Below are 17,382 nucleotides of genomic sequence, written 5' to 3' on the forward strand. Positions count from 1 at the left end.
GATAGAATGATAGATGAGGAGGGATAAATATGGGATTGTCAGAGGCGATGCTGTTTGCGTTTGCAGCTACCATAATCTGTGCGTTTGCCATTGCTGAGAAAATCATTGACATAGACTTTGAACAGTTTATGCCAAAGAATTTGAAAAAAGCAAAAATGAAAAGAATTCTTGCAAAGCGTGAAACACCGTTGCAAGGGGCAAGGCTTCAGAAGGACATCAAGGATTCCTTTGAAAATGTATTACTTCCACTTGGAAAAGCAGATAAGGGTTATCTTCCAAAGAGAATGGATCTTACATTTCGCAGAAAGATGGTTCATCAGGTGGAACTGCTGGGAAAGCGTAAGCTTTGCCGAGATATCCAGGTGACGGACGTTGTACCACTTCCGAAAAATAATTTCAAAAGATGGAATGATGACGGACGGGAGTGGAGGGAGTCTATCCTGCAATGTAGCTCTTTGGAACGTCTTATTTCTCCTCAAGCTGGTAAGACAGTGCATCAGATCTATCGGAAAAACAGTTACCTTCGGATTCTTCAGTCAAGGCATATCCGCCATTCTGACCGTCAGGGTAAGAACAAGGAATTTTATTCCGATAAAGGGACGATCCTCTGTCCATCCTGTGGAGCTGAGGTGGAACTGAGCAGTCAGCAAGTTATCTGTCCATATTGTGGCGGTGTGATACAAAGTGAATTCTACGACTGGCAGACAGAGGTATTCGAAATTTATGAGAAAATGGGTGCGAACATGCAATACGGACTATTATTGTTTGCTTACTCGGGCATCATGTTCCTGTGCCTGACCTTGTGCCTTTACCTGATCAAAGACACGGATATTTCTCTTACTATAGGTGTAATTGCTACACTGCTTATACTTCTGGGAATTGCGAAAATTTTTCAATCCAAGGAAGAGAAACAGGAAAAGCTGCCGAAGGAGATCGTCAGATACTCGGAAAATTATCTGAGATCCTGCATCAATGATGCACTTTATAAGGATGTAAACAAGCCGGATCTGATGGATTATGGAATCGGATCGATCATACTTAAAAATGTTATAAATACAGACAAAACAACAGAAATCACCGCTACGGCATATGGAAGTGAAACCTACCTGCCTGAGAGTGGAAAACCGTATACAAAGAAAACAAAAACGACACTCGTTTTGCAGAGGGCGAGATATCCAGAAAAAAGGAAGACGGACGGAGCATTTTTCAAGGAAAAAGATTGCCCATCCTGTGGAGCCAATTTCATACCGGATGAACACAATTGTTGTTCCTTCTGTGGTTATAGCTTCCAGGTAGACAATGCCAAATGGGTCATAAAAGCAACAGGAGAATCATAAACAAGAAAAGAAAATGTCCGGAAATCCGGTATTGGCTGAAAAGAGGATGAATTATGGCAAACAAATGTGCAATCTACGGAGACCGTACAGAATGGATCCGGAGAGCGGACGAAGCACTTGCGGAATTTGATCGACAGGCGCATTAAGAGAGGAGGATTTTTATGGCAGGCTTGCAGGAATATAAATGTCCCTGCTGTGGCGGTGCGATAGCCTTTGACAGTACGATCCAGAAGATGAAGTGTCCGTATTGCGACACAGAGTTCGAAATGGACGCATTGAAGGGATATGATGCCGAACTGCAGGACGAAGAAACAGACAGCATGGAATGGGAAACCGCAGCAGGCGGTGAATGGGGAGAAGGAGAAACGGATGGTCTGCGTACTTATGTGTGTAAATCCTGTGGAGGAGAAATTGTAGGTGACGCAAATACAGCGGCAACATCCTGCCCATTCTGTGATAATCCAATCGTTATGATGGGACAATTCTCCGGCTCCCTGAAACCGGATCTGGTCATTCCGTTTAAACTGGATAAAAAAGCAGCAAAAGAAGGGCTCATGAAGCATCTTACAGGAAAACGTCTTCTGCCGAAGATTTTTAAGGATCAGAATCATATTGACGAGATCAAAGGAGTCTATGTACCGTTCTGGCTATTTGATACCGATGTAGACGCTAAGGTCCGTTATAAGGCAACCAAGATCCGTACTTGGAGTGACAGTGATTACAATTATACCCAGACCAGTTATTATATGGTGCACAGAGGCGGAAGTGTTGGATTTGAATACGTTCCGGTAGACGGTTCTACAAAAATGGCGGATGATCTGATGGAATCCATCGAACCGTTTAACTGTGGGGAGGCAGTGGATTTCCAGACGGCTTATCTTGCCGGTTACCTGGCAGATAAGTATGATGTGACTGCAGAAGAAAGCATTGACCGGGCGAATGAGCGTGTGAAAAAATCTACGGAGCAGGCATTTGCCGAAACAGTCATTGGTTACGATACTGTAGTAGCTGAAAATACCAGTGTACAGTTCCATGGCGGAAAAGCCAAGTATGCTTTATATCCGGTGTGGCTTTTAAATACCACATGGAATGGTAACAAATATACATTTGCAATGAACGGACAGACCGGAAAATTCGTCGGCGACCTGCCGGTAGATAAGGCGGCAGCAACTCGTTGGACACTGATGCTGGCGACCACGTTCACGGCAGTAACCTACGGTGCAGCAACACTTCTGCACTTTCTCGGACTGTTTTAGGGGGTGACGGAATGAAAAAGAAAATAATATCACTTCTGCTTGTTCTGGCCCTTTGCCTGGGGATGACGTTTTCGGTTTCAGCCGAAGATGCAGAAGGATTTGCAAATGATTATTGTCGTGTGCAGGACATGGCGGGACTTATGACGGATAGTGAGGAAGCAAAATTAAATGACATACTTGATGAACTGAGTATCCGACAGAAAATGGATGTTGTCGTTGTGACAACAAATACGCTGGATGAAAAAACGGTGCAAGAATACGCCGATGATATTTATGATTACGGAAACTTCGGATATGGACAGGATAAGGATGGAATCCTTCTTCTCATTAGTCTGGGAGAAGAGAATGACTGTTATATTTCAACCTGTGGTTACGGAATCACAGCTTTTACCGATGCAGGGATCAAATACATTTCAAAAGAAATGACGAGTGATCTGAAGGATGGAAATTATTTTTCGGCATTTCAGACTTTTTCAGAGCTGTGTGACGAATTCATTACACAGGCAAGAAACGGAAAGCCGTATGACAGGAAAAGTCTTCCAAAGGAGCCATTATCCCCAATCTGGATTTTGATCTCCCTTGGGGTAGGAGTTGCTCTGTCACTTATCATTGTCGGCAGGATGAAGGCACAGCTTAAAACAGTGCGTTTCCAGTCAGCGGCAGGCAGCTATGTAAAAGACGATAGTCTGGATATTACAGAAAGCAGAGATATGTTCCTTTATGAAACGACTTCGAAAACGGCGAAAGAAAAGAAGAGCTCTTCCGGCGGCAGCAGTACACATACTTCTTCATCAGGAAGAACCCACGGTGGCGGAGGCAGCAAATTCTAGGGAAAATACCTCCTGTCATTTGTTTTAGATTGGATTTTTGCGTTGACGGTAAGTTGGAAAATGTGCTATACTGTATCACATAATGAGCAAAGAAGGAGGATATTACAATGAAACACATTAAAACATTGAATACACAGACTCTGAACAATACAGTAAAGAAGGGCGGATGCGGAGAATGCCAGACATCCTGTCAGTCAGCATGCAAGACTTCTTGTACAGTAGGAAATCAGACTTGCGAACACAGCAAATAAGAGATATTTGTAAGTGTAGTGAATAAGTATGACAAGCAGGCAGCGGCTTTAAAGCCGCTGTCATTTGACGTATGAGGAAAAATTTGAAAAATAAGGATAGAAAGGGGTACCGGTTGTGATTCATCAGTACCAGAACAATGGATATAATATTGTACTTGATGTCAACAGCGGATGCGTTCATGTAGTGGACGAGCCGGGGTACGAAGTTATTGCATGTCTGAACCGTATGAACGAGAATCAGACAGTGCAGACGCTGAAAGAAGAAAGTACATGGAACCAGCTGAAAGATGAGCTGGAAGGGAAATATTCCGAAGAAGAACTCAGAGATATATTGGATGATGTGACAGAGCTGACTGCAAACGGACAGCTTTTTGTTGTTGATACATATGAACCTTTTATCGGGGAGGTTATCAAGCGTAAGACGGTTGTGAAGGCACTCTGCCTGCATATCGCACACGACTGCAATCTTGCCTGCAAATACTGTTTTGCAGAAGAAGGAGAGTATCACGGAAGAAGAGCGCTTATGACTTATGAAGTTGGTAAGAAAGCCCTGGATTTCCTGATCGCCAATTCCGGAACAAGAAGGAATCTGGAAGTTGATTTCTTTGGCGGGGAGCCACTTATGAACTGGCAGGTTGTAAAAGACCTGGTGGCATACGGAAGAGAGCAGGAAAAGCTTCATGATAAGCATTTCCGCTTTACAGTAACTACGAACGGAGTGCTTCTGAATGATGAGATTCAGGAGTTTATCAATAAAGAGATGGATAACGTGGTCATCAGCCTTGACGGACGTAAGGAAGTCAATGACAGAATGCGTCCTTTCAGAAACGGAAAGGGAAGCTATGATCTGATCGTTCCAAAGTTCCAGAAGCTTGCTGATTCACGTAATCAGGAGCGCTACTATATCCGCGGAACATTTACCAGAAACAATCTGGATTTTTCAGAGGATGTAAAGCATTTTGCAGAGCTTGGCTTCAAGCAGATGTCGATCGAACCGGTTGTCGGGGATGAATCTGATCCGTATGCAATCCGTGAAGAAGATCTTCCGCAGATCTTTGATGAGTATGACAAGCTTGCAAGATATATCATTGAGAAAGACAAAAAGGGAGAAGGATTCAATTTCTTCCACTTTATGATCGACCTGGAAGGAGGACCTTGTCTGTACAAACGTCTGTCCGGATGTGGTTCGGGAACAGAATACCTTGCTGTTACACCATGGGGAGATTTCTATCCGTGTCATCAGTTTGTAGGTGATGAAAATTTCCTGATGGGAAATGTAAACGAAGGAATTACAAGACCGGAGATCGCAGATGAGTTCCGTTGCTGCAATGTATATACCAAAGAAAAATGCAAGAAATGTTTTGCAAGATTCTACTGCAGTGGCGGGTGTATGGCAAACGCATACAAGTATGCAGACGGATTAAATGATTCTTATGATCTGGGCTGTGAGATGGAACGTAAGCGCGTAGAATGCGCGATTATGATAAAGGCTGCAATGGCAGACGAAAACTAAGAAAGGGACTTGGACATGAAGAAGAGTAAAGGAATAGTAAGCCTTGTTCTGATTGCTGCACTTTTAGGACTTCTTGGATTTACCTGCTGGCAGGGATTTGGTTCCTCCTACACAGGTTCTGCAAGAAATATCAATCTTGGTCTTGACCTTGCAGGTGGTGTCAGCATCACTTATCAGGCAAAAGACAAGAATCCTTCCGCAGAAGATATGAAGGATACCATCTACAAGCTGCAGAAGCGTGTAGAGCAGTACAGCACAGAGGCGAGTGTATATCAGGAAGGGGACGACCGGATCAACATCGAGATCCCAGGTGTATCCGATGCCAATAAAGTTCTGGAAGAACTCGGCAAACCAGGATCACTGGTATTTCAGGATGCAGATGGCAACACCGTTCTTGAAGGAACAGATGTTAAAAATGCAGAGGCCCAGACGCAGGAAAACTCTACGACTAAGAATAAAGAATATGTTGTAGCTCTGCAGCTTACCAAAGAAGGAACAACCAAATTTGCAGAAGCAACAGCAGCAAATGTAGGAAAACAGATTTCCATTATTTATGATGGACAGACAATCAGTTCACCAAGAGTTAATCAGGCGATCGAAGGCGGAGAAGCCGTTATCACAGGGATGTCAAGCTATGAAGAAGCAGACAATCTTGCAGCTACCATCCGAATCGGTGGACTTTCTCTGGAACTGGAAGAACTTCGCTCTAATGTAGTAGCTGCACAGCTCGGAGAAGAAGCAATCAGCACAAGCTTAATGGCTGGTGCCATCGGACTTGCCATCATCTTCGTATTTATGTGCTTCGTATATCTGCTTCCGGGACTTGCAGCAGGTCTTGCACTTCTGATCTATACAGGACTGATCCTGGTGCTTTTAAATGCATTCAATATCACGCTTACCCTTCCGGGTATTGCAGGTATTATTCTTGGAATCGGTATGGCGGTGGATGCCAACGTTATCATTTTCGCCCGTGTGCGTGAAGAAGTGACAACAGGTATCAGTGTTAAGACTTCCCTGAAGAATGGTTTCCACAAAGCAATGTCTGCGATCGTTGACGGTAACGTAACAACTCTGATCGCTGCAGCTATTCTCTGGTTCAAGGGTTCAGGTTCTGTAAAAGGATTTGCACAGACACTGGCACTTGGTATTGTTGTGTCAATGTTTACGGCACTTGTTATTACCAGAATCATCATTTTCTCTCTGTATGCGATTGGTCTTCGTGATGTGAAATTTTATGCGAAGAAATTCAAAAAAGAAAGAAAAATTATCGACTTCCTCGGAAAGAAAGCCATTTTCTTTGCAATATCAATTGCTGTGATCGCAGCAGGTTTTGTGACAATGGGAGTCCAGTCGGGAAAAGGTGAAGGTGCGCTGAACTACAGCCTGGAATTCAAGGGCGGTACGGCTACAACCGTAACATTTGATAAAGATTACTCGATCAAAGAGATTGATTCAAAGATCGTTCCGGTTGTAGAAGATGTGACCGGAGATCACAATGTACAGGCACAGAAAGTAAAAGACAGCAATCAGATCATCATCAAGACACAGACGCTGAATCTTGACGAAAGAGAAGCACTTAACAATGCGCTTGCTGATAAATTTGGTGTAGACACATCGACAATTACAGCAGAAAATATCAGTTCTACGGTAAGCTCCGAGATGAGACAGGATGCGATCATTGCAGTTATCATTTCAGCAATCTGTATGCTGATCTATATCTGGTTCCGGTTCAAAGATGTACGTTTCGCATCAAGTGCGGTTCTTGCTCTTTTACACGATTTGTTATTTGTGCTTACATTCTATGCACTTGCAAGAACATCTGTCGGTAATACATTTATCGCATGTATGCTGACAATCCTTGGATATTCTATCAATGCGACGATCGTTATTTTCGACCGTATCCGTGAAGAGCTTCGGGTCATGAAGAGAAACGATGATCTGAAAGCGCTTGTAAACAGAAGTATCACTTATACACTGACAAGAAGTATTTACACAACATTTACTACATTTGTCATGGTAGCGGTTCTTTATATCATGGGTGTAAGCTCTATTAAAGAATTTGCAGCACCTCTTATGGTTGGTATTGCAGGTGGCGGATATTCATCTGTATGTATCACCGGTGCATTATGGTATGTAATGAAAACAAAAATCGGCGGCAAAAAAGCAGCGAAAAAGAAATAACTGACAGAAAATGAGGTGTCGGAGGAGAATCCTCCGGCATCTTTGTATTATCTGACTACCAAAGAAAGGAAAAGAGAAAATGGAGAACTGGGTACTTCTGAGAAAAGGAGCGGATTTTCAGCATATCAGTGAGAAATTCCATATCAGTCCGCGAGTGGCTTCCCTGATAAGAAACCGGGATGTGATCGGGGATGATGCAATCGAGAAATATTTAAACGGTACGATTGCCGATCTGTACGATGGAATGCTGATGAAGGATATGGACAAGGCAGTAGCGGTTCTTGGAGAAAAGATAAAAGAAAATGCAAAAATCAGGATTATCGGAGACTATGATATTGATGGAATCCAGTCGACCTATATTCTTTTGGAGGGATTCCGGATGCTCGGAGCTGATGCGGACAGTGACATTCCGGATCGTATGAAGGACGGGTATGGTCTGAACCGGAACCTGATCGACCGGGCGCTGGAGGCCGACGTGGATACGATCATTACCTGTGATAACGGGATTGCGGCGGCAGAGGAGATCGCCTATGCAAAAAGTATGGGAATGACGATTGTGGTGACGGATCATCATGAGGTCCCGTATACGGAAATTGGTGCGGGACGAAGATATATTCTGCCGGAGGCAGATGCGGTTGTGGATCCGAAGCAGGAGGACTGTACTTATCCGTTCAAAGGGCTGTGCGGGGCTGCGGTTGCTTACAAGCTGGTGGAGGCTCTGATGGAAGCCATGGGAAAAGATGCGGAAGATGCAGATTATCTGATGGAAAATGTGGCAATCGCAACGATCGGTGATGTTATGGATCTGGTGGACGAAAACCGTATTTTCGTTAAACAGGGACTGGATATGCTGAAACGGACGGAGAATCTGGGACTGAAGGCGCTGATGGAATGTACTGGTGTGAATGTAGATAAACTGTCTTCGTATCACATCGGATTTGTGATCGGTCCGTGTATGAATGCCAGTGGAAGACTGGATACAGCAAAGCGTGCCCTGGAGCTTCTGGAGGCAAAGAAAGTGGCGGAGGCGGATCTGCTGGCAGGTGATCTGAAAGCACTCAATGACAGCCGGAAGGATATGACGGCGCAGGCGGTAGAAGAGGCGTTTATCCAGGTGGAGAACAGTGAACTTAAGGATGCAGACGTGCTGGTGGTCTACCTGCCGGAATGTCATGAAAGCCTTGCCGGGATCGTGGCAGGAAGGATCCGGGAAAAATATTACCGTCCGGTCTTTGTGCTGACGAAGGGCGCGGAAGGTTTAAAGGGCTCAGGAAGATCGATCGAGACCTGGCACATGTATGAAGGACTGAACCGGGTAAAGCATCTGTTGTCAAAATTTGGCGGGCATAAGATGGCGGCAGGTCTCTCCATGCCGGAGGAGAATCTGGAACAGTTCCGTAAGGAGATTAACGAAAAATCCGGGATCACACCAGAGGATCTGAATGAAAAGATTGCCATAGATATGCAGCTCCCGTTTGAATGTGTCAATGAAAAATTTATCGGAGAGCTTGCGGTTCTGGAACCATTTGGCAAAGGAAATGCACGTCCGGTCTTTGCAGAAAGACAGGTACAGGTGGAAAGTGCGAGAATCCTTGGCAAGAATAAAAATGTGCTGAAGTTGCAGGTGAAGGATCTTCACGGTACAAGGATGGATGCCATGTATTTTGGAGATGTGAATACCTTTGTGGAATATGTGCGTGAAAAATTTGGAGATATTGCCTGTGAGTGTCTGCTGCGCGGACATGGGCATGGAATTGTTATGGCATTTACCTATTATCCTGATATCAATGAGTATCAGGGAGTCCGTAAGCCACAGATTGTGATCCAAAATTATAAATAATTTGAAAAACAGCAATTTTATGCTATACTAATAGATATTGCATATATTTGTAGGTAAGGTGGAGAAGAAAGATGAAAAAACTTGAAGAATATGTTGTCAGCATTCCGGATTATCCGGAAAAAGGAATTATTTTCAGAGATGTAACCAGCATTCTTGAAGATCCGGAAGGGCTTCAGCTTTCCATTCGGGAACTGCAGGATAAGCTTGAAGGCATGGATTTCAACATCGTGATCGGACCGGAGTCCAGAGGATTTATTTTTGGAATGCCGATTGCATATAATCTGCAAAAAGCATTTGTGCCGATCCGTAAAAAAGGAAAGCTTCCTTGCGAGACAGCATCAATCAAGTATGATCTGGAATATGGAAGTGCAGAGATCGAGATCCACAAGCGTTCGATCAAACCGGGAGACAAGGTTGTGATCGTAGATGACCTGATGGCAACAGGCGGTACGGCAGAAGCAATGATCAAACTGATCGAAGGACTTGGCGGTGAGGTTGTAGAAGTTCTCTGCCTGATCGAACTGATGGGATTAAAAGGACGGGAAAAACTGAAAGGATACAAAGTAGATTCCGTAATCCAGTATCCGGGAAACTAATGAGAAAGAAGGGAAGGCTATGGCAGACGATATCGGAATCCAGCAGGAGATGCTGATCGAACCAACACATAAAAAACTGGAGATCGTAGATGGTCATGCGGTAAAGGATGTGGAAGATTATCAGAATCCGGAACTGCTCTATAAAAGTCTGATCGAGCGAGTCAGAAAGTACCATCCTTCGGCGGATGTCTCTATGATCGAAAAAGCATATCATATTGCAAGAGATGCGCATAAAGGGCAGACACGGAAATCCGGAGAAGAGTATATTATCCATCCTCTGTGGGTAGGAATCATTCTGGCACAACTGGAGATGGACAAAGAGACGATCGTTGCCGGTATCCTTCATGATGTGGTAGAAGACACGGTGATGACGGACGAAGAAATCCGTCAGGAATTCGGAGATGAGGTGGCTCTTCTGGTAGACGGTGTCACAAAGCTGGGACAGCTTTCCTATTCAGCGGATAAGTTGGAGGTCCAGGCTGAGAATCTTCGTAAGATGTTCCTTGCGATGGCAAAAGATATCCGTGTTATCATCATCAAGCTTGCCGACCGTCTGCACAATATGCGTACCCTGCAGTATATGCGACCGGAGAAGCAGTTGGAAAAAGCAAAAGAAACCATGGATATCTATGCTCCGATTGCACAACGGCTTGGTATTTCCAAGATCAAGACAGAGCTTGATGACCTGGCGCTCAAATATTCCCAGCCGGAGGTTTTTAACGATCTGGTAAAGCAGATCAATGCAAGAAAAACGGAAAGGGAAGAATTTGTCCAGCAGATTGTGGATGAGGTTTCCACGCATATGAAGAATGCGAACATTGATGCAGAAGTGAACGGACGTGTGAAGCATTTCTTCAGCATTTATAAGAAGATGGTGAACCAGGATAAGACGGTGGATCAGATCTATGATCTGTTTGCAGTCCGTATTATCGTAGATTCTGTAAAAGACTGTTATGCGGCGCTTGGAGTTATCCATGAGATGTATACACCGGTACCGGGACGTTTTAAAGATTATATCGCAATGCCGAAGGCAAATATGTACCAGTCTCTGCATACGACTCTGATGAGCTCGATCGGTCAGCCGTTTGAGATCCAGATCCGTACAAAAGAGATGCATAAAACTGCTGAATACGGTATTGCGGCACACTGGAAATATAAAGAGTCTGAAGATGGAAAGAAGAGCGTTGAAGCGAAGGAAGAAGAGAAACTGAGCTGGCTTCGTCAGATCCTGGAATGGCAGCGAGACATGTCAGACAACCGGGAATTTCTGAATCTTCTGAAAGGAGACCTGGATCTATTTGCAGAGGATGTATACTGCTTTACACCGAATGGAGATGTCAAGAACCTGCCGAACGGTTCTACGCCGGTTGACTTTGCTTATGCGATCCATACTGCGGTTGGCAACAAGATGGTAGGTGCCAGAGTCAATGGCAAGCTGGTCAATATCGATTACAAGATCCAGAACGGGGATCGAATCGAGATCCTGACTTCGCAGAACTCCAAAGGACCGAGCCGTGACTGGCTGAGTATCGTCAAGAGTACCCAGGCGAAGAACAAGATCAACCAGTGGTTTAAGAAAGAATTCAAAGAAGAAAATATTGTACGTGGTAAGGAAATGCTCGCCACGTACTGTAAGGCAAAAGGATTTGTACTCTCGGATCTGATGAAACCGAAATATATGCAGATTGTGCAGGAAAAGTACGGCTTTAAGGACTGGGATTCGATTCTTGCAGCACTTGGACATGGCGGATTGAAGGAAGGGCAGATCGTCAACCGTCTTGCAGAAGAATACAGTAAGGATCACCGAAAAGAACTGACCGACGAAAGTGTTCTGGAAAAGGTTGCGGAAGCGGCAAAGAACAAGGTGCATATCACCAGATCCAAGAGTGGTATCGTGGTCAAGGGAATCGACGATATGGCAGTGCGTTTTTCCAGATGCTGCAATCCGGTGCCGGGAGATGAGATCGTTGGCTTTATCACCCGCGGACGCGGAATGTCGATCCACCGGACGGACTGTGTCAATATCATTCATCTGTCAGAAGCGGAAAGGGTGCGTCTGATCCCGGCAGAATGGGAAAAACCGGAGGAAGGTACAGATACCGGAAGCTATCTGGCTGAGATCAAGATGTATGCAAATGACAGGCAGGGACTTCTGATGGATATGTCTAAAGTGTTTACGGAGATGAATATTGATGTGAAGTCTATGAATGTAAGAACCAGCAAACAGGGAACAGCAACAATCGAAGCCGGATTTATTGTCCGGGGAAGAGAGGAGCTTGGAAAAGTGATCGGAAAGCTCCGGCAGATCGTCGGCGTGCTGGATATAGAACGAGCAGTGGGGTAAAAAGAAATGAAAATCGAAAAATTTGTAACAGGAATTATCAGTACCAATTGTTACATTGTTACTAATGAAGAAACAAAAGAGACCGTGATCGTTGATCCGGCAAACCTGTCAAAAGCGATGATCGGTTATATCGAAGAGGAAGAGCTTGTAATTAAGGCAATTCTTCTGACTCATGCGCATTTTGATCATATCATGGGAATCGATAAAGTGATCGACCGGTATGGAGAAATGCCGGTTTACGTAGAAGAATCTGATCTGGAGCTTCTTCACACACCGTCTATGAATGAGTCAACGGTATATACAAATGGCTATAGCTACCCGGGTGGAGACGTGATCCATGATGGAGATGTGCTTCATCTGATCGGAGAAGATTTCCGGGTGATCCATACACCGGGACATACCCAGGGCGGCGTATGCTACTATGTAGAAAAAGAGGGAGTACTTTTCAGTGGAGATACATTGTTCTGTTGTTCAGTCGGAAGAAGTGATTTTGCAACCAGCAGCACTTCTGCACTGATTCGTTCGATCAAGGAAAAGCTGTTCCTGCTTCCGGATGAAACAAAGGTATTCCCGGGACATATGGGCGCAACAACGATTGGCAACGAAAAAGTGAACAACCCGTATGTATAGAGGAGCAGAGAAATGATTCGGATCAGCTGTAAGAATGAACGTTTCACCTACGACATGTATCATATCGTAAAGTCATTTCTTCCTGATGCCGAGATCAGCCAGAAGGTAGATCCAGAACAGGAACTTCTGATCGAGATGACCGCAGAAGAGGAACCAGATCTGGAAGAGCAGGCATGTGATAAAAAGGTCCGGTGGACCTTTTTTCATTGCAGGGAGGCTGAAATCGCAGACATCAGCGAAAAAAGAGAACAAAAGCGTTATATCAATAAAAAATTATATCAGACCCTGGTTAAAAAGACCGGAGAAGAACATGCATGGGGGAATATGACAGGTGTCCGCCCCACAAAGATGATCATGGAAAGACTGGAAGAAGGTTCTTCTGAGGAAGAAATCATCCGGTATATGCATGATACCTATGTGGTAAGCGAGAAAAAAGCAATGCTTGGTATCGAGATTGCAAAGCGGGAAAAAGCCCAGCTTGACAAGCTGGATTATGAAAATGGATACAGTCTTTATATCGGAATTCCGTTCTGCCCGACAACCTGCAGTTACTGCTCCTTTACTTCTTATCCGGTTGCAAAATGGCAGGACCGGATGGATGAATATGTAGATGCACTTTTAAAAGAGCTTGCATTTATTGCAGAGGTTTCAAAAGAAAAGCATCTTAATGCGATTTATATGGGAGGCGGTACGCCGACAACCCTGAGTGCACAGCAGATGGATCGGGTTTTGAGTTTCCTGGAAGAACATTTTTCCTTTGAACATCTGAAAGAATATACGATCGAAGCCGGAAGACCGGACAGTATTACTGAGGACAAGCTGCGAGTGATCCGAAAGCATGGAGTTGGCAGAATTTCCATCAATCCACAGACCATGCAGCAGAAGACACTGGATGTGATCGGAAGACGTCACACAGTGGAAGATGTAGTCCGCATTTTCCATCTGGCAAGAGAACTGGGATTCGACAATATCAATATGGATCTGATCGCAGGTCTTCCGGGAGAACATCCGGAGGAGATGGAAGATACTCTTCGTCAGATCAAAGAGCTTGCACCGGACAGTTTGACGGTCCATGCACTTGCAATGAAACATGGCTCGAGACTGACACGCGAACGGGCTGCAAGCACAGAAAAACAAAATTACAAACAGATGGCAAGAGAGCTGGAAGAGATGATCGATATGGCACGTAAGGCGGCCGGTGAGATGGGACTTTATCCGTATTATCTCTACAGACAGAAGAATATTGCAGGAAATTTTGAAAATGTAGGTTACGCAAAGGTTGACAAAGCGGGAATTTACAATATACTGATTATGGAGGAAAAGCAGTCCATCGTTGCTGCCGGTGCAGGCGCATCGACTAAGGTGGTGCTTCCGTATGAGATTCCGGCGCCCGGAAGTAAAAACGGGCGGATGACGAATCTGATAAGAATAGAAAATGTCAGAGATGTGGGAGAATATATTTCCCGTATCGATGAGATGATAGAGCGAAAAGGAGAATGGTTATGGCATTAAAGAAAAAACCGGTTACCGGCATGAAAGACATGCTCCCGAAAGAAATGGAAATCAGAGATTATGTGATCCAGATGATCAAGGATACCTATAAGACATTTGGATTTACTTCCATAGAGACACCGTGTGTAGAACACATTGAGAACCTGTGCAGCAAACAGGGTGGCGACAATGAAAAACTGATCTTCAAGATTCTGAAGAGAGGGGAAAAACTGAAAATTGCTGAGGCAAAAGAAGAGATCGATCTGGTAGACGGAGGACTTCGTTATGACCTGACAGTTCCACTTGCAAGATACTATGCAAATCATGCAAATGAACTGCCGTCACCGTTTAAGGCACTTCAGATTGGCAATGTATGGAGAGCAGACCGTCCACAGAGAGGACGTTTCCGTCAGTTCATGCAGTGCGATATCGATATTTTAGGTGAGCCGGGTAATCTTGCAGAGATCGAACTGATCCTTGCAACTACGACCATGCTTGGAAAGATGGATTTCCACAATTTTACGGTATGTATCAATGACCGTAATATCTTAAAGGCGATGGCTGCATTCAGTGGATTTAAGGAAGAAGATTTCGACGAAGTATTTATCATCCTTGATAAGATGGATAAGATCGGCAAAGAAGGCGTAGGCGAAGAACTGGTTGAGATGGGTTATACAAAAGAAAATGTAGATACTTATCTTGGACTCTTTGATGAGATCAACCCGGATGTTGATGGAATCCGTTTCTGCAAAGAAAAGCTGGCAGGATTCCTTGATGAGAAGACAGCTGACAGCATGGAAATGATCATTTCCAGCGTAGAAAGTGCAAAAGAGGCAGATTTCAAAGTAAAATTTGATCCGACGCTGGTACGTGGACAATCTTACTATACAGGAACCATTTTTGAAGTAACGATGGATGAATTTGGCGGCTCTGTTGCAGGTGGCGGACGTTACGATAAGATGATCGGTAAATTCACAGGGCAGGACACACCGGCATGTGGATTCTCAATCGGATTTGAGCGTATTGTCATGCTGCTTCTGGAAAATGGATATGAGATTCCTTCCAAGCGCCAGAAAAAAGCATATCTTCTTGAAAAGAATATGCACAAGGAAGGCATCCTCAAGGTACTTGAGATGGCAAAAGCTGACCGCGCAGCCGGGAAACAGGTTCTGGTGGTCAATATGAAGAAAAACAAGAAATTCCAGAAGGATCAGCTGATCGCAGAAGGATATGAAGATATCACAGACTGCTACAAAGATTCCGTTATGGATTTATAAGGAAAGAGAAACGCAGGAGGATAAATTAGAATGGCAGAGTCAATGACAGGACTGAAAAGAACACATCGGTGTGCAGAGCTTTCAGAGGCAAACATCGGTGAAAAAGTAACCATTATGGGATGGGTACAGAAGAACAGAAATAAAGGTGGACTGGTTTTTGTAGATGTACGTGACCGTTCCGGACTGATCCAGGTTGTTTTTGAAGAGGGAAGTACAGATAAAGCGCTTCTTGAGAAGGCAGCAAAGCTTAGAAGTGAGTTTGTTGTAGCAATCGTGGGAACTGTTGAAAAACGTTCCGGTGCAGTTAATGAAAATCTTGCAACAGGTGCGATTGAGATCAAACCGGAAGAACTCAGAATTTTATCTGAATCTGAGACACCTCCGTTCCCAATCGAAGAGAATTCCAAGACAAAAGAGGAAGTACGTCTGAAATACCGTTTCCTCGATCTTAGAAGACCGGACATCCAGAGAAACCTGATGATGAGAAGCCGTGTGGCTACCCTCGCACGTCAGTTCATGGCAAAAGAAGGATTCCTTGAGATCGAGACACCGTTCCTGATCAAGAGTACACCGGAAGGTGCAAGAGATTACCTGGTACCGAGCCGTATTCATCCGGGAAGCTTCTATGCACTTCCGCAGTCACCGCAGATCTTCAAACAGCTGCTGATGTGCTCCGGATATGACCGCTATTTCCAGATTGTAAAATGTTTCCGTGATGAAGACCTTCGTGCAGACCGTCAGCCGGAATTTACACAGATGGATATGGAACTTTCTTTTGTAGATGTTGATGATGTCATTGATATCAATGAGAGACTGCTTGCACATCTGTTCAAAGATGTACTGGATATCGATGTACAGCTCCCGATCCAGAGAATGACCTGGCAGGAAGCAATGGACAGATTCGGTTCTGATAAACCGGATATCCGTTTCGGCATGGAGCTGGTTAATGTGACAGAGACTGTCAAAGACAGCGAATTTGTTGTATTTAAGAATGCGATTGAAGCAGGCGGAACTGTTCGTGGTATCAACGCAAAAGGCCAGGGTGGCATGGCCAGAAAGAAGATCGACAAGCTGGTTGATTTTGCAAAAGGTTATGGAGCAAAGGGACTTGCTTATATTGCAATCCATGAAGACGGAACTGTCAAATCTTCTTTCTCAAAATTTATGACGGAAGAAGAGACAGCAGCGCTGATTAAAGCGATGGCTGGAGAGAATGGAGACCTTCTTCTCTTTGCGGCAGATAAGAATAAAGTTGTATGGGATGTTCTTGGTGCACTCAGACTGGAACTGGCACGCCAGATGGAACTCCTTGATAAGAATGAATATAAATTCCTGTGGATCACAGAATTCCCGCTTCTTGAGTGGAGTGATGAACAGAACCGTTTCACAGCAATGCATCATCCGTTTACCATGCCGATGGAAGAAGACCTTCAGTACATCGACAGTGATCCGGGAAGAATCCGTGCAAAAGCATATGACATCGTTCTGAATGGTAACGAGATCGGAGGCGGAAGTGTCCGTATCTTCAACCAGGAGATCCAGAGTAAAATGTTTGAAGTACTTGGATTCACACCGGAACAGGCACAGGAGCAGTTCGGATTCCTTCTGAATGCATTTAAATACGGTGTGCCGCCACACGCAGGACTTGCTTACGGTCTTGACCGTCTGGTTATGCTGATGGCAAAACAGGACAGCATCCGCGACGTGATCGCGTTCCCGAAGGTAAAAGATGCATCTGACCTGATGACAGAAGCACCGGAGAGAGTCGATCCGAAGCAGCTGGAAGAGCTTGGACTGGAGCTGGAAGAGCATACAGCGGACGCTGAATAAATTTTA

At 44.6% G+C, this 17,382-nt stretch carries 13 protein-coding genes; all 13 read left to right on the forward strand.

Annotation, left to right across the window (positions count from 1 at the left end):
• Positions 1-29 precede the first annotated feature (29 nt).
• The 13 genes from PGR14_RS11520 to aspS all read left to right on the forward strand — a co-directional run bounded on the left by PGR14_RS11520 (position 30) and on the right by aspS (position 17,376).
• Positions 30-1,337: a zinc ribbon domain-containing protein gene (locus PGR14_RS11520; RefSeq protein WP_270223432.1), complete on the forward strand. Its 1,308-nt coding sequence runs from the start codon at positions 30-32 to the stop codon at positions 1,335-1,337.
• 161 nt (positions 1,338-1,498) lie between these two features.
• Positions 1,499-2,593, forward strand: a complete 1,095-nt coding sequence (locus PGR14_RS11525) for a hypothetical protein (protein WP_173685106.1) — start codon at positions 1,499-1,501, stop codon at positions 2,591-2,593.
• 11 nt (positions 2,594-2,604) lie between these two features.
• The gene (locus PGR14_RS11530) at positions 2,605-3,423 is read left to right on the forward strand and encodes a TPM domain-containing protein (RefSeq protein ID WP_173685105.1); all 819 of its coding nucleotides are present in this window, start codon (positions 2,605-2,607) and stop codon (positions 3,421-3,423) included.
• Positions 3,424-3,530: 107 nt separating this feature from the next.
• Positions 3,531-3,674 carry a six-cysteine ranthipeptide SCIFF gene (gene scfA / locus PGR14_RS11535; RefSeq protein WP_008369659.1) on the forward strand — a complete coding sequence of 48 codons (144 nt, stop codon included), beginning with the start codon at positions 3,531-3,533 and terminating at the stop codon, positions 3,672-3,674.
• A gap of 115 nt (positions 3,675-3,789) precedes the next feature.
• On the forward strand, positions 3,790-5,187 hold the full coding sequence (gene scfB / locus PGR14_RS11540) for a thioether cross-link-forming SCIFF peptide maturase (RefSeq protein WP_117834288.1): 1,398 nt from the start codon (positions 3,790-3,792) through the stop codon (positions 5,185-5,187).
• Between the two features lie 15 nt (positions 5,188-5,202).
• Positions 5,203-7,368 (forward strand): protein translocase subunit SecD, encoded by a 2,166-nt coding sequence (gene secD, locus PGR14_RS11545; RefSeq protein ID WP_270223439.1) that lies wholly within the window; start codon positions 5,203-5,205, stop codon positions 7,366-7,368.
• A gap of 79 nt (positions 7,369-7,447) precedes the next feature.
• Positions 7,448-9,208 carry a single-stranded-DNA-specific exonuclease RecJ gene (gene recJ / locus PGR14_RS11550; protein ID WP_270223441.1) on the forward strand — a complete coding sequence of 587 codons (1,761 nt, stop codon included), beginning with the start codon at positions 7,448-7,450 and terminating at the stop codon, positions 9,206-9,208.
• Between the two features lie 71 nt (positions 9,209-9,279).
• On the forward strand, positions 9,280-9,804 hold the full coding sequence (locus tag PGR14_RS11555; RefSeq protein ID WP_022221132.1) for an adenine phosphoribosyltransferase: 525 nt from the start codon (positions 9,280-9,282) through the stop codon (positions 9,802-9,804).
• Between the two features lie 19 nt (positions 9,805-9,823).
• Positions 9,824-12,148 (forward strand): RelA/SpoT family protein, encoded by a 2,325-nt coding sequence (locus PGR14_RS11560; protein WP_173686666.1) that lies wholly within the window; start codon positions 9,824-9,826, stop codon positions 12,146-12,148.
• 6 nt (positions 12,149-12,154) lie between these two features.
• On the forward strand, positions 12,155-12,778 hold the full coding sequence (locus PGR14_RS11565) for an MBL fold metallo-hydrolase (RefSeq protein ID WP_008369645.1): 624 nt from the start codon (positions 12,155-12,157) through the stop codon (positions 12,776-12,778).
• A 12-nt stretch (positions 12,779-12,790) separates the two neighbouring features.
• The gene (gene hemZ / locus PGR14_RS11570; protein WP_117823010.1) at positions 12,791-14,290 is read left to right on the forward strand and encodes a coproporphyrinogen dehydrogenase HemZ; all 1,500 of its coding nucleotides are present in this window, start codon (positions 12,791-12,793) and stop codon (positions 14,288-14,290) included.
• Positions 14,275-15,546 carry a histidine--tRNA ligase gene (gene hisS, locus PGR14_RS11575; protein ID WP_055156792.1) on the forward strand — a complete coding sequence of 424 codons (1,272 nt, stop codon included), beginning with the start codon at positions 14,275-14,277 and terminating at the stop codon, positions 15,544-15,546. Before hemZ ends, hisS begins: the two co-directional genes overlap by 16 nt.
• Before the next feature lie 30 nt (positions 15,547-15,576).
• Entirely contained in the window at positions 15,577-17,376 is a 1,800-nt protein-coding gene (gene aspS / locus PGR14_RS11580) for an aspartate--tRNA ligase (RefSeq protein WP_270223444.1), read from the forward strand.
• The last annotated feature ends 6 nt before the right edge of the window (positions 17,377-17,382 follow it).

The sequence above is a fragment of the Coprococcus sp. AF99-45 genome, assembly GCF_027663865.1.
GTDB lineage: Bacteria > Bacillota > Clostridia > Lachnospirales > Lachnospiraceae > Allocoprococcus > Allocoprococcus comes.

Excerpts from the sequence above, each read along its gene's own strand:
- aspS (WP_270223444.1), top strand. The coding sequence starts at position 15,577 with ATGGCAGAGTCAATGACAGGACTGAAAAGAACACATCGGTGTGCAGAG.
- secD (WP_270223439.1), top strand. The coding sequence starts at position 5,203 with ATGAAGAAGAGTAAAGGAATAGTAAGCCTTGTTCTGATTGCTGCACTT.
- PGR14_RS11565 (WP_008369645.1), top strand. The coding sequence starts at position 12,155 with ATGAAAATCGAAAAATTTGTAACAGGAATTATCAGTACCAATTGTTAC.
- PGR14_RS11560 (WP_173686666.1), top strand. The coding sequence starts at position 9,824 with ATGGCAGACGATATCGGAATCCAGCAGGAGATGCTGATCGAACCAACA.
- hisS (WP_055156792.1), top strand. The coding sequence starts at position 14,275 with ATGGTTATGGCATTAAAGAAAAAACCGGTTACCGGCATGAAAGACATG.
- scfA (WP_008369659.1), top strand. The coding sequence starts at position 3,531 with ATGAAACACATTAAAACATTGAATACACAGACTCTGAACAATACAGTA.
- PGR14_RS11520 (WP_270223432.1), top strand. The coding sequence starts at position 30 with ATGGGATTGTCAGAGGCGATGCTGTTTGCGTTTGCAGCTACCATAATC.
- recJ (WP_270223441.1), top strand. The coding sequence starts at position 7,448 with ATGGAGAACTGGGTACTTCTGAGAAAAGGAGCGGATTTTCAGCATATC.
- PGR14_RS11555 (WP_022221132.1), top strand. The coding sequence starts at position 9,280 with ATGAAAAAACTTGAAGAATATGTTGTCAGCATTCCGGATTATCCGGAA.
- PGR14_RS11525 (WP_173685106.1), top strand. The coding sequence starts at position 1,499 with ATGGCAGGCTTGCAGGAATATAAATGTCCCTGCTGTGGCGGTGCGATA.
- PGR14_RS11530 (WP_173685105.1), top strand. The coding sequence starts at position 2,605 with ATGAAAAAGAAAATAATATCACTTCTGCTTGTTCTGGCCCTTTGCCTG.
- hemZ (WP_117823010.1), top strand. The coding sequence starts at position 12,791 with ATGATTCGGATCAGCTGTAAGAATGAACGTTTCACCTACGACATGTAT.